Source organism: Oceanobacillus sp. M60 (assembly GCF_053839645.1).
Window position 1 is genome coordinate 461,103 of record NZ_JBSSNH010000003.1, and the last position, 13,536, is coordinate 474,638.

Genomic DNA, 13,536 nt, shown 5'->3' on the forward strand with positions numbered 1-13,536 from the left:
TTATGGTAATTTTAACAAATTTTAGTAGTAGTTATAAGTTTAAAATCACTTCCTTAAAAAACAAATACTAGACTTAAATGTAATTAATAGATATAATTGGAATCGCTTACACAATCAAGATTATATCATAATCATGATTGAATACAAATAATTTTTTATAAATTTTTAATAAATAAAGTATTGCATTTATTAATAATCATGATTATAATATAACCGTAATTAACTTTTCAAACTTGATTATCTGAAAGAAGGGATTTATGAGAAATAGCATAGAACATTAACCAAAAGAACGAAATATCTTTACTTAAATGAAAGTTAACTAAAAAATAAAAAAAAGGAAGTGTTTGTTTAATGAGTAATTCTAAAGAAGTAGACGTTTTATGGTTGTCTCAAGAGGAATGTATTGAAAGCGGCGCAAAAGATATGGATATGATTCTGGAATATGTAGAAAAAGTAAATTTATGGTTGGCAGAAGATAAAGTGGTTGAACCAGAATTATTACACCTGTTATGGGAAGAAGGAAACTACTCAGGTAAAAGAATTGGTGTACACGCTGCTTTGATCCGTTCAGAAGAAATGCGTGTTGCTGCTGTTAAAGGTATCCCGAGTAATCCTTTGAACCCGGTAGAAAGACAGACACCAAGATCAAATGGAATGATTATTCTTTATAATGAAGATACAGGATATCCATTTGCGGTTATGGATGATACGATTGTAAGCGCTTTACGTACAGGGGCTTCCAGTGCTCTAGGAGCGAAGTATTGTGCCCGTCCAGACTCGGAAGTACTTGGATTAGTAGGATGCGGTGTTATTCAAAATGCTCATATCGAGGCAACAAGCAAAGTAATGAAAAATATTAAAACCGTACGACTATATGACATGAATGAGGATCGCGCAAAACAATTCGCTGATAGATGGAAGCATTTAGGCTATAATTTTGAAATCTGTAAAGATGTAGAACAGGCGGTAGCGCAATCTGATATTGTATATACAGCAACAAACGTCAACTTAGGAAATGAATATATTCCGAAAGAATGGATTAAAAAAGGATCTTTCCACTCTGGAGTGTCGATGTGGGATCATAAAAACGAAGCTATTTTAGAAGGATTTAATAAATATTGCATGGATTATAAGCTCCGTTTAAAAGATGATAAATATCCTTTATCTGAACTTACAAAAGCTGGTAAATTAGCTCAGGACGATATTATTGAATTAGGTCAGGTAATTAAAGGAGATAAAGTTATTCGGGAAAATGACGATGACAGCATCTTCTTTGTAACACTGGGTATTTGCGCAACAGATACAGCAAACAGCTATCAGATTTATCAAAATGCGAAAGAGCGCGGATTAGGTACTCCAGTGAAATTATGGTCTGAGCCTGCAATGTATTAATCTTTAGGAGGTGTCTTTATTGCCTATCACACCATTTAAAAACGATATGCCGACAGATTGGGGAAAATCTGAAAATCGAGAAGCATTAAATAAAAATTTAGAATATGTAAGAACAGAATTTGGCAAGGAATATCCTCTGATTATTGGAGGAAAAGAAGTTTCAAAAGAAAACAAACTGGCTTCTTATAATCCGGCTTCCCATCATGAAGTGATCGGTTATGTTAGCCAAGCTGGTAAAGAAGATATTGAAGAAGCAATAACTGCTGCCAAAAAAGCACATGAAGGCTGGGGCGCTATAACTTTCCTGGAAAGGGCCCGTTATTTATTCAAAGCAGCTAAAATTATGGAGCGGCGCAAACCGGAATTGGTTGCCTGGCAAATATATGAAGCAGGTAAAAATTGGGCGGAAGCTGATGGAGAAATTAACGAGGCAATTGATTTTCTGGAAATGTATGCTCGTAAAGCCATCAAGCTTGAACAGGGAGAAAATCTGGTTACCATACCGGGGATTGAAAACCATCTTGAATATAAGCCGCTTGGGGTTGGAGCTGTCATTTCTCCTTGGAATTTCCCGTTGGCAATTGTTACGGGAATGACTGTGTCCGCCATCGTTACCGGCAATACTGTACTATTGAAGCCAGCTTCCTTGACTCCAATCGTAGCAGCTAAATTTATGGAAATCATGCATGAAGCAGGTGTTCCTGATGGAGTTATTAATTATATTCCAGGTTCCTCCAGAGAAATAGGGGACGATTTAGTAACACACAGAGATATCAATTTTATTTCGTTTACCGGTTCCATGGAAGCAGGTCTGCACATCGATGAATTGGCTCATAAAAGAATACCAAATCAACGCTGGGTAAAGCGGGTTGTTGCTGAAATGGGCGGAAAGAACGGTATTGTTGTAGATGAATCAGCAGATTTAGACGCTGCTGCAGATGGAATTGTAACATCGGCATTTGGTTACCAAGGACAAAAGTGTTCTGCGGGCTCCAGAGCTATCATTCATGAGAGCGTTTACGATGAAATGGTTGATAAAATTGTTGAACGTACGAAAAAACTTCATGTCGGCCCAGGTACTGAAAATAATCCAATTGGTCCTGTGATTGATGATAAAGCGTTTAAAAATATCAACGAATATATAGAAATTGGGAAAGAAGAAGGAAAACTGGCTTTTGGCGGCAACAGTGATAATACGGAAGGGTATTATATTACGCCAACCATTTTCAAAGATGTCGCTCCAGGATCAAGGATAATGAAAGAGGAAATTTTTGGGCCGGTTCTGGCTATATGCAAAGCATCGAGTGTTGAAGAAGGAATCGATGTATATAATGATACTCAGTTTGGATTGACAGGAGCTTTATATACGAACAATCGTGAACAAATCTCCTATGCTCGAAGAAAAATGGAATGCGGAAATTTATTTTTAAACGGTAAATGTACAGGAGCATTAGTAGGAATCCAGCCATTTGGCGGTTATTATATGTCCGGTACTGGGGAGAAAACAGGAACTTTAGAGTATTTATTGCATTTTGTGCAAGCAAAAACAATTGCTGAAAATTTTTAACTTATAAATCTATTTAAAATGGGAGGTTAATAGTATGAAATCAATTGAAGGCGGTTTTCCAAGTTACGCAAAGTTTGAGCCTACGTCTCCAGGGAGTGATTATTATGATCCGAATCACTTTCATGAAGAGTTAGAGAAAATATGGTTTAAGACATGGCTGCTTGCAGGAAGAGAAGAAGAAATCCCGAACAGCGGCGATTATAAGACAGTTCAGATTGCACATGAGAATTTTATTGTTACCCGCGGTTCAGATGGCGAAATTAATACGTACTATAATGTCTGCCGCCATCGCGGTTCCCGCTTGTGTACGACAGAGGCAGGAAACTTCCCTAGAGGGAGAATCATCTGCCCTTATCATAGCTGGATGTATAGTGGGGATACTGGTGAATTGACAAAAGCGCCAAATATTTCGGATGAAGATGAAGGCTTTGATAGAAGTGAGCATTCCCTGGTTAGCATAAGAACAGAAACATGGGATGGATTTATTTGGATCAATGCGGATTCAGAAGCTCCTTCACTAAAAGAGAGTTTTAATTTGCCAGAATCCTGGTCTATTTATGAGCAATACCAAATGCACAGACTGAAAATTGGTAAAACAGGAACCTATAATGTAAAAGCAAATTGGAAATTGTTAATGGATAACGCAGAGGAATGCTATCATTGCGGCACGATTCATCCGGAATTAAGCAAAGCAACTCCGCCAATGCAGCCTAGACAATGGGTTGATGAAGAGGTGCCGGAAACAAAGGTTATCAAACACGTTGGATCTATGGGATTAAATCCTGGATTTGAGCGCGTGAATGTAGACGGGAAAGCTTACCGGCCTGTATTCCCTGGATTAAGTGAAGAGGATCAGCGTAAAATTGCTTATTTGCATATTTTCCCGCATTCTTATATCTGCATGGCTTCTGACTATGTATTTATTGCGGCAATCTTCCCGATTAAAGCAGATGAATCTGTGGTGAAAGGATACTGGTTGTTTGACCCGGATGTTTTAGAAAAAGATGACGCATATATCGATGATGCAGTTGAATTCTGGGATGTAACCTGTCAAGAGGATTGGGAGGCTTGCGCACTTGCACAGCAAGGAAATGAATCCAGATCATATAAAGATGGCGGCACGCTGACGCCAATTGACTGGCGAGTTGCCAATTTTAAGAAGTACGTGCAGGACGAAATGGAAAAGAACTAAACGATAGGTAGGGATATAGTGGTGGGAGACGATTTTAACATCATTATATCCCTTCTTCCAAAAACACTGTTTTCGTTTTGAGAAGCTATCGAGGAGGGAGATAAAAAAATGACAAATCAGACAGAAAACCTTCCGTTAGAGGAAAATAAGTATACCTTTGCAGCAGCAAGTGATTCAGTTAAAGAAGGGGAAATGATTGATATATTTCTTGGAAAAGAAACCGTAGTTCTGGCAAGAGTAGACGGTTCCGTGTATGCGGTAGATGGCATTTGTTCGCATGCCTATTCAGAAATGGTGGATGGGGAACTAGAGGACCATTGTTTATATTGCCCGCTTCACTTTGCTTGTTTTGACATTCGCGACGGCTCTGTATTAGAGGGGCCAGCTGTTACGCCATTGTCTGTCTATGACGTAATGGAACAAGACGGCTCGATATGGATAAAAGCTTTGGATATATATGGAGAATGATGAAGCGAAATAATTTAATATGATACAGAAATGTAAAATATATTCCGTTTTAAAGAAGATTGGAGAGGATGAAAGATGACTAATTCTGCTGAAACGATTATGATTATCGGAGCTGGTATAGCAGGAATACATGCAGCCGAAGCGCTGCGTAATGAGGAGTATGAAGGCCGAATTGTGTTAATTGACCGAGATACAGAGCTGCCGTATGACCGCCCGCCGCTTTCAAAGGAATTTATGCTGGGTGAATCCACAGAAACGGATATCGCTTTGCATACGCAAGAAAATCTTGAAGAGCTGCAAATCGATTTGAAGCTTGGTGTTGAAATCGTTTCGATTGATTCAGAGAAGCAAAGCGCCGTTTTATCAGATGGAGAAACAATAAACTGGGATAAGCTTTTATTAACGACAGGTTCCAGCTTAAGAAGGTTGCCGATACAAGGATCTGATCTGGAAGGTGTTCACTATTTGAAGACATTGTCTGATGCAAAAGCAATAAGGGGGAATTTGGATGATATTCAACAGATTGCTATTGTTGGAGCAGGTTTTATTGGAGCAGAGCTTGCATCTTCATTCAAAAAGCTGGGTAAAGAAGTAACTTTGTTGGAGCGTGCACCACTCCCTTTAGCTCACATTCTAGGTGACGAAATGGGAGAATATTTCCTTCAAATGCATCAAGCTGAAGGCGTAGAAGCTATTATGGAAGATACCGTTGTACAATTTAATGGAGAGACACAGGTTGAAGAAGTTCTGACAGAGAAAGGGAAAACCATTCCATGCCAGGCAGTCATTGTAGGTGTCGGAGTTATTCCAAATACAGCATTGCTTGATAAAGAATTACAGATTGACAGTGGTTATATCGTTAATGAATTTGGTGAGACATCATTACCAAATGTATATGCTGCCGGGGATTGCGCGATGTGGCCATTTTTAGGAAATAACATTCACATAGAACATTGGGACCATGCAATCAATCATGGTAAATGTGTTGCGAAAAATATGCTGGGAGGAGAGCAAACCTCTTATTCTACCGTTCCATATTTTTGGTCCGATCAATACGATTACCGGTTACAATATTTTGGACATACGAAAAATTGGGAAACGACAGTGTTACGGGGAAATGTAGAAGATAAGGAATTTAGCTATTTTTATCTAAATAAAAGTAATGTAATCGAGGCGGCTTTACTCGTAAATCAACCCAAAAATGCTTTGGCAGTGCGCAGATTAATTAACCAGCAGAAGCCTGTAGTTCCAGAGCTATTACCTAATACGGATATAAAATTGAAAGAGTGTATGTATGTAGAGGTGGATTAAGGTTATCCTTCTTCATAAAGGTGAAATTAAAAAGCAGCTCTGAGGAATAATAAATTTCAAAAAACAACTTCCTAAAATGTAGAAAATATGGAGTAATATTATTTATATTATTCCTCAGAATTGAAAAGAAATACGTTGGATGAAATTTTGTCATCCAAGTATTTAGAATGTTTTTTAATTTAGATTAATACTAGCTGGCATAGTGAAATGTTTTAAAAGGAGAGAAACGATGAATACAATACCAAAAAAAATGCGTGGAGTATATTTAACAGGAAATGGCGGGTTTGAAAAGTTAGAATACCGTACAGATATTGATGTACCAACTCCAAAAGCAGGAGAAGTACTGGTGAAAATTGGCGGAGCAGCTGTAAATAATACAGATGTGAACACGCGTATAGGGTGGTATTCAAAAAGTGTAAAATCAGAAACGAATGAAGGCGGAGCATCAGGATTCAAGGAAGAAGTAACAGATGATGGTTCATGGCTCGGGAAGGCGATGGAGTTCCCGAGGATTCAGGGAGCAGATGGCTGCGGCATTATAGTAGCTGTCGGAGAAGGTGTCAGTCAAGACAGACTTGGCGAAAGAATACTAATACGTTCCGTTCAACAAAGAGAAACAAGTGAAAATGGTTTAGAATCAATTACATTTGGTTCAGAATGTGATGGTGCTTTTGCCGAATATGCAACTGTACTGGCAGAAGAAGCTTTTGTAATCAATTCCAGTTTATCTGATAAGGAACTTGCCACTTTTCCTTGTTCATATGGAACCGCTGAAAACCTTATTTCCAGAGTGGGAGTCGAAAAAGATGATGTCGTTCTGGTAACTGGTGCTTCAGGGGGCGTTGGCGCTGCACTCGTACAGTTAGTGAAAGTAAGAGGTGCGAAGGTTATTGCTGTTTGCGGCAGTGATAAAGTAGAAAGAGTTAAAAGCTACGGCGCTGATGAAATAATCTATCGAGGGGACAGCTACGTTGAAAAAATTGGAAAAATGAAGGTGGATGTCGTTTTAGACGTAGCTGCCGGAAAGATGTGGCCGGAGCTTTTAGAAGTTTTGAAGAAAGGCGGAAAATACGGCGTTATTGGAGCAATTGGCGGGCCGCTTGTAGAGCTTGATGTTCGGGATCTTTATTTAAAAGATTTAAGTTTGTTTGGTAGTACCTATCAAACAAAAGAAGCCTTCCAGAATCTGATTCGTTATATTGAAGAAGGGAAAATCAAACCAGCCATAGCAAAAGAATTTCCATTAAAAGATATTGTAGAAGCTCAAAAAGCTTTCTTGTCTAAAACACTAGCTGGTAAATTTATAATCGATGTTACTGCGAAATAGTTACACGCGATTAATAATTAAGAATGAAAAAGCTGTCTATAGGGGGGATTTCCTGTGAGAATTAAAAGATCGTTTGATGCGATAGAAGTGCATGCCGGATTACCTATGAGGGTTGTTACGTCAGGGATTCCGACAATTCCGGGAAAATCAGTATATGAGCAAGCGCTTTGGCTTGAAAAAAATGATGATCAGCTGAGAAAATTGATGCTTAGGGAGCCCAGAGGATACCCGCCTATTTGTTGTAACCTTATTGTGCCTGCCAAGCATCCTGATGCAGCTGCGGGATATATTATAATGGAACAGCTGGAATATCCTATGATGTCAGGCGGTAATACAATAAGTGTTGCGACAGCACTTTTGGAAACTGGTATGATACCAATGCAGGAGCCTGTAACAAAGTTTGCTCTTGAAGCACCTGCAGGAGTCATTCCTATTACAGCAGATTGTAAAGATGGTAAAGTAACGCAGGTTTATTTTGATAATGTGGCATCTTATGCGGTCCATATCGATGCAGAGATTGATGTTCCTACCCTTGGTAAAGTAAAAGTCGATGTGGCCTGGGGCGGAATGTATTATTGCATTATAAATAGCAGACAATTTGATTGGCTTGAGCTTGTACCGGATCAAGGGAAAGAAATAACAAGAATTTCTGCTCTTTGTACACAAGCAGCAAAGGAACAGCTTGAAGTCCCTGAACATCCGGATTATCCAGGTATTGGGATTACGATTTCCATAATGCACGGGCCGACAGATAATCCAGATGCTGATTCTACAATTGTAAATACGATGTATACCGGTGAGATTGATTTTAATGACGAAAGTACATGGACTGGTGCTCTGGATAGATGTGCATGCGGGACTGGAACTTCTGCCCTAATAGCTGTTAAATACGCCAAGGGAGAATTAAAAGTAGGCGACAGATGGAGAAATGAAGGGCTGATTGGTATTATTTTTGAAGGAAATATTTCGGGAACCTCAAAAGTTGGGGAAAGGGATGCTATCCGCATAAAAGTAGGCGGGCAAGCATGGATTTATGGATTTACAAAGTATATTTTAGATGAAACGGATCCATTCACAGAAGGATATACCGTAGGAGATTTATGGTGAATGTTCGGAATATTGGGAATGGTGTTTGGTTAATTAAATAATTACAGCCAGTTCATTTTGATCTGTTAGCTAAGAATAATAAATTCTGGTATTACTGGAGAGATAATAAGGGATGAATCAAAGGCCGGCATAAACAACCTCATATTTAAACTGAATTTAAAGAGAGGGCGGGGAGTATTACATGAAAGTTCTTGTAATAGGAGCAAATGGTCAAATTGGAAAACATTTTGTAACCCAGTTGCAAAACATTATGCGGACAGGTTCCTTCAAGCGAGTGGTTTGAATTACACGATTCTCCACCCGGGCGGTTTGTTAAATGAACCGGGTACAGGAAAAATTAAGGCAGCAGATTATGTAGTTAGAGATACAATTCCGCGAGAAGACGTAGCACAGACTGCTGTTGCAGCTTTAAATGAAGAAAAAACATATCACCGTGCATTTGACCTTGTTACAGGTGAGACAGAAATAAAAGAAGCGCTAAAAAATATCTAGATGCAGGGGGTACAATTTTAACCCCTGCAAAATGAATCATTTAGTTAATCGATATGAGAAACTGAAAAAGGAGAGCAAAAGACTGAATATGCCCAAATTATTCACACCAATAACATTTCGTGGCATGGAGATAAAGAATAGAATTGTTATGTCACCGATGTGTATGTACTCATGTAAAGAAGATGGAATCATCACACCCTTTCACTTGACACATTTAGCGAGCCGGGCAGTCGGTCAGGTTGGACTGATTATCACGGAAGCAACCGCAGTTCAGCCAGAAGGGCGTATTTCTGTGGAGGATTTAGGAATTTGGGATGATATTCATGTAGAAGGGTTAAAGGATTTGAATGAACAGATACATGCATATGGAGCAAAAGCAGGTATCCAGTTAGCCCATGCAGGCAGAAAGGCAGTAGTAGACTCTGACATTTTCGCTCCTTCTTCGTTTCGCTTTAACAGTAAAAGTAAGGTTCCTATTGGAATGGACGCCGAAGATATCGAACGAACAGTTGAAGCATTCAGACAAGCAGCTCGGCGTGCAAAGGAAGCAGCTTTTGATGTCGTGGAAATACATGGAGCGCATGGATATTTAATCAACCAATTTTTGTCCCCGTTAGCAAATAAACGAACAGATCAATATGGCGGGTCACAGGAGAATCGTTACCGTTTTCTTTCTGAAATTATAGAAGCAGTAAAAAAAGAATGGAGCGGACCTGTATTCGTACGAATTTCTACTGATGAGTACCATAAGAGGGGAATCCTTGGAAAATATGATTTATTTCACAAATGAAATGAAAAAACAAGGTGTCGATCTTATTGATTGCAGTTCCGGCGGTGTTGTGCCAGCCGAAATCAACCCGTATCCCGGTTATCAAGTGCCGCGATGTGAAGCAATTAAACGAGAAACAATGATTGCTACTGGTGCTGTTGGACTGATCACAAATGGCATACAAGCGGAAGAAATATTACAAAATGAACGAGCAGATGTGGTAGTACTCGGGAGAGCCTTACTAAAGAATCCGTATTGGGCAAAAGCGGCAGCCGTTGAATTAGGGTATGATATTGAGGCGCCGGTTCAATATCGCGGCTGGAAATAAAAAAGATTAAGAGAGTGATATGATATATTTCAAGTTTTATAAAAGAGTAATAATTTGGTTGGATTCTTTAGTGAATTAAATATTGTCATAAAACGAAATGCACGTGTAGATACATGCAGGATTTTTTCACAGATGGCTTGAGGGTAAAAATCTTTTAATATTCATTTTATTTCAGGAAAGCAGAATGAAATAAGAAAGACCATGACTTCAAGTAGATTACCTAGCTAAATATATTCATTTATCTAGCTGTACTATAAAAAAATAAGTCAGAAAGTTGGGACTTTTTAAATTGGTTTAGGAGGATTATTATCAAACAACATATCGTTTTAAGAGTTTCAATAATCATTTCTTGCTGTTTAATTGTTCTGGGTCTCTTATTTAGAAATTGGTTAGAAAAAATGGCTCCAACGTTTTTAAGTTTTAACGTTAATTACTTTGGAGTTTTTTATTTGTTCGCAGGCTTTATCGTTGTCGGAATATGCGCATATTTAGCTTTTTCGAAATTTGGAAATATTAAATTAGGAAAAGATACCGAGAAGCCTGAGTTCAGCACTGTTTCATGGATCTCAATGTTATTTGCAGCCGGTATGGCGATAGGTTTAGTATTTTGGGCAACTGCTGAACCAATTACTCACTATTTATATCCGCCGCAAGGGGAAGGATCTACTGCAGAATCTGCGGATACTGCGATAAAATATACTTTCTTCCATTGGGGGCTCCAGCCTTGGGGGTTATATGGGATTATTGGGCTGGGTATGGCTTACTTTCAATTTAGAAAAGGGCTGCCTGCTAGATTTAGTTCTATTTTTTATCCGCTTTTAAAAGAAAGAATATACGGTCCAATCGGAAACGCCATCGATATATTTGTAATCATTATCTCTGCTATCGGTTTAGCGAATTCGTTTGGATTAGGAGCCCTACAAATTTCTGAAGGGGCTAATATATTATGGGGATTATCTAATACAACAGCTGTTTCCATAGTAATTATAATCATTGGTACCATATTATTTATGACGTCTGCAGTTACCGGACTGAAACGTGGTATCAAGTATCTTTCTAATTTTAATATGATACTAGCCATTCTGATTACATTATTTATATTTGGTTTCGGACCGGCTAAACATATAATTGATGTGTTTATTACTGGTACTGGCAGTTATTTAAATGATTTTTTATCCATGAGCACCAGACTGGCTCCGTTTAATAGTGAAGAACAAAATTGGATTTCAAATTGGACTGTGTTTTACCTTGCATGGTGGCTGTCATGTGCTCCGTTTGTTGGAGCATTTATCGCAAGAGTATCCAGAGGACGAACAATTAAAGAGTTTGTGCTGGCAGTACTCGTTGTGCCTTCACTGATGTGTTTTGTATGGTTTTCTGTATTTGGAGGTACAGGTATTTACCTGATACATGAATTAGGGAATACAGTGTTAGGAGATATTGTTAGTTCAAATGTTACTTCTGCGTTATTTGCATTTCTTGATTATTTTCCAATGAGTTCTTTCACAAGCATTCTAGTTATGCTGTTAAGCTTAGTCTTTTTTATCACACAAGCAGATTCTGGAGCTTTTGTGTTAGCAATGTTCAGTTCAGGGGGGAGCCTTAACCCGCCTAATAGAATAAAGCTGATCTGGGGAGGTGTTCTTTTTAGCTATGCAATTATTTTAGTTATAGCTGGAGGATTAGAGACTGCAAAATCAGTACTTATAGTCTTCACTTCGCCGCTTGCTTTATTAATTTTAATCATGTGTTACGCAATTTTAAAAGGTTTAATGAAAGATGAGTCTGAAATAAAAAGTGAGTATGCAGAAGATGGAAAGGAAGTTAGCTGACTTAAAAAAGAAAAGAAGGAACGTTTAATTGTAAACGCTTACCTAAGGCGGGGCTATGAAACCTATCTTTGTTTTCATTAAAAATGAATTAGAAAGGAATTTCTATGTTTAAAAATAATTTGATTTTACGTGTCTCTTTAATTATTTCATTATCCTTTATGGTCTTTGGTATTGTATTTAGAGAGTGGTTGGAAAAAGCTGCTCCTGCTTTCTTGAGTTTTAATGTGAATTATTTTGGCCCGATTTATCTTGTGGTTAGTTTATTAATTGTAATTACCAGTATCTATCTTATGTTTTCAAAATATGGTTCGATAAAATTAGGAAAGGATTCGGACCAGCCTGAATTTAGTACGTTGTCTTGGATATCCATGTTATTTGCTGCAGGGATGGGGATTGGTTTGGTTTTTTGGGCGACTGCCGAGCCCGTCATGCATTATACGTCCCCGCCTGTTGGTGAAGGATTAACTTCTGAGTCAGCCGAACTTTCAATAAAGTATACATTTTTTCATTGGGGATTACACCCATGGGCATTGTTTGGTTTAGTTGGATTAGGAATGGCTTACTTTCAATTTAGAAAAAATCTTCCTGCCAGAGTAAGCTCTATTTTTTACCCTGTTTTGGGTGATAGAATTTATGGGCCATGGGGCAAAACAATTGATATTTATGCAATTTTCATTACAGTTATAGGTATTGCTCAGGCATTTGGATTAGGAGCAATTCAAATTTCTGAGGGAGCAAATTTTCTTTGGGGATTTTCTAATACAATAGCTGTTTCAATGATTATTATCATTGTTGGCACGATATTATTTATGATATCTGCGCTTACAGGGGTCAATCGCGGGATAAAATATCTTTCTAATTTTAATATGCTGTTAGCTCTTAGCTTGATGCTGTTTATTTTCCTTATAGGGCCTACAAAACAGATAATAGATATTTTTATCAGCGGGACAGGAAGTTATTTAAGTGATATATTGACAATGAGTTCACAGTTAGCTCCTTTTAATGGCGACCAGCAAAATTGGGTTTCCAATTGGACAATATTTTACCTTGCATGGTGGTTAACCTGGGCATCGTTTGTTGGCGCATTTATATCCAGAATATCAAAAGGAAGGACAATCAGGGAGTTTGTCATTGCAGTTCTTTTCTTCCCCACTATATTATGCTTTATTTGGTTTTCCATTTTTGGCGGAGCAGGTATACACCTCATCCATGACCTGGGGAATAGTATGCTGGGCGATGCTGTCAACACAGATGTTACGCAGGCGTTATTTTCGTTCCTGGAATATTTTCCATTGAGCTCTCTAACCAGTGCTTTAATGATGCTTCTATGTTTAGTATTTTTCATCACTTCAGCCGACTCAGGCACGTTTGTGCTTGCAATGTTTAGCTCTGAAGGGAATATTAATCCTGATAACAAGATAAAGTTTATCTGGGGATTAGTTATTTTTTGTATATCAGCCGTATTTATATTAGCTGGAGGCTTAGAAACGATAAAGACAGTAGTCATTGTAGTGTCCACTCCGTTTATTATATTTATGCTATTTATGACATATACGATATTAAAAGCATTGAAAAGTGAATTTAAATATTCGAAAGTAAAAAAGGAAGAAGAGGTTAAATCGAAAACCGGATAAGCAGGATTTCGATATCATCTCAAGGATAAATAATTCAGTAAAACAGCCTTTCATATATATGGTCAATACGCTGATAAACAGGAGTTGATCAATTCCAGTTTGATATTTGATGTAAAG

General features: G+C 38.1%; 10 protein-coding genes and 1 pseudogene. All 11 read left to right on the forward strand.

Translation table 11 applies throughout. The features are described 5' to 3' along the window. Positions 1-351: 351 nt before the first annotated feature. On the forward strand, positions 352-1,392 hold the full coding sequence (locus tag ACW0TQ_RS10160; RefSeq protein WP_042533248.1) for an ornithine cyclodeaminase family protein: 1,041 nt from the start codon (positions 352-354) through the stop codon (positions 1,390-1,392). 19 nt (positions 1,393-1,411) lie between these two features. Further along, a complete protein-coding gene (pruA, locus tag ACW0TQ_RS10165) occupies positions 1,412-2,959 on the forward strand; it encodes an L-glutamate gamma-semialdehyde dehydrogenase (RefSeq protein WP_256706015.1) in 1,548 nt (515 codons plus the stop codon). A gap of 34 nt (positions 2,960-2,993) precedes the next feature. Further along, positions 2,994-4,151 carry an aromatic ring-hydroxylating oxygenase subunit alpha gene (locus ACW0TQ_RS10170; protein ID WP_042533252.1) on the forward strand — a complete coding sequence of 386 codons (1,158 nt, stop codon included), beginning with the start codon at positions 2,994-2,996 and terminating at the stop codon, positions 4,149-4,151. A 108-nt stretch (positions 4,152-4,259) separates the two neighbouring features. Then, positions 4,260-4,619, forward strand: a complete 360-nt coding sequence (locus tag ACW0TQ_RS10175; RefSeq protein WP_042533254.1) for a Rieske (2Fe-2S) protein — start codon at positions 4,260-4,262, stop codon at positions 4,617-4,619. Between the two features lie 75 nt (positions 4,620-4,694). Further along, complete coding sequence (locus tag ACW0TQ_RS10180) at positions 4,695-5,930, forward strand: NAD(P)/FAD-dependent oxidoreductase (RefSeq protein ID WP_256706016.1); 1,236 nt, start codon at positions 4,695-4,697, stop codon at positions 5,928-5,930. 229 nt (positions 5,931-6,159) lie between these two features. Further along, positions 6,160-7,257 (forward strand): alcohol dehydrogenase family protein, encoded by a 1,098-nt coding sequence (locus tag ACW0TQ_RS10185; RefSeq protein WP_256706017.1) that lies wholly within the window; start codon positions 6,160-6,162, stop codon positions 7,255-7,257. 54 nt (positions 7,258-7,311) lie between these two features. Beyond that, positions 7,312-8,364, forward strand: coding sequence for a proline racemase family protein (locus ACW0TQ_RS10190; protein WP_139089098.1), 1,053 nt, complete (start codon positions 7,312-7,314; stop codon positions 8,362-8,364). A 150-nt stretch (positions 8,365-8,514) separates the two neighbouring features. Beyond that, on the forward strand, positions 8,515-8,856 hold the full coding sequence (locus ACW0TQ_RS10195; protein ID WP_256706299.1) for an SDR family oxidoreductase: 342 nt from the start codon (positions 8,515-8,517) through the stop codon (positions 8,854-8,856). A gap of 88 nt (positions 8,857-8,944) precedes the next feature. Continuing rightward, positions 8,945-9,953, forward strand: a pseudogene (namA, locus tag ACW0TQ_RS10200) (NADPH dehydrogenase NamA). A gap of 320 nt (positions 9,954-10,273) precedes the next feature. After that, positions 10,274-11,785, forward strand: coding sequence for a BCCT family transporter (locus tag ACW0TQ_RS10205; RefSeq protein WP_256706300.1), 1,512 nt, complete (start codon positions 10,274-10,276; stop codon positions 11,783-11,785). Between the two features lie 104 nt (positions 11,786-11,889). Further along, positions 11,890-13,419, forward strand: a complete 1,530-nt coding sequence (locus ACW0TQ_RS10210) for a BCCT family transporter (RefSeq protein WP_042533262.1) — start codon at positions 11,890-11,892, stop codon at positions 13,417-13,419. Positions 13,420-13,536 lie beyond the last annotated feature (117 nt).

Bases quoted from the DNA above. Each gene is read 5' to 3' on its own strand.
- ACW0TQ_RS10170 (WP_042533252.1), top strand. From the start codon at position 2,994: ATGAAATCAATTGAAGGCGGTTTTCCAAGTTACGCAAAGTTTGAGCCT.
- ACW0TQ_RS10185 (WP_256706017.1), top strand. From the start codon at position 6,160: ATGAATACAATACCAAAAAAAATGCGTGGAGTATATTTAACAGGAAAT.
- ACW0TQ_RS10175 (WP_042533254.1), top strand. From the start codon at position 4,260: ATGACAAATCAGACAGAAAACCTTCCGTTAGAGGAAAATAAGTATACC.
- ACW0TQ_RS10180 (WP_256706016.1), top strand. From the start codon at position 4,695: ATGACTAATTCTGCTGAAACGATTATGATTATCGGAGCTGGTATAGCA.
- ACW0TQ_RS10210 (WP_042533262.1), top strand. From the start codon at position 11,890: ATGTTTAAAAATAATTTGATTTTACGTGTCTCTTTAATTATTTCATTA.
- ACW0TQ_RS10160 (WP_042533248.1), top strand. From the start codon at position 352: ATGAGTAATTCTAAAGAAGTAGACGTTTTATGGTTGTCTCAAGAGGAA.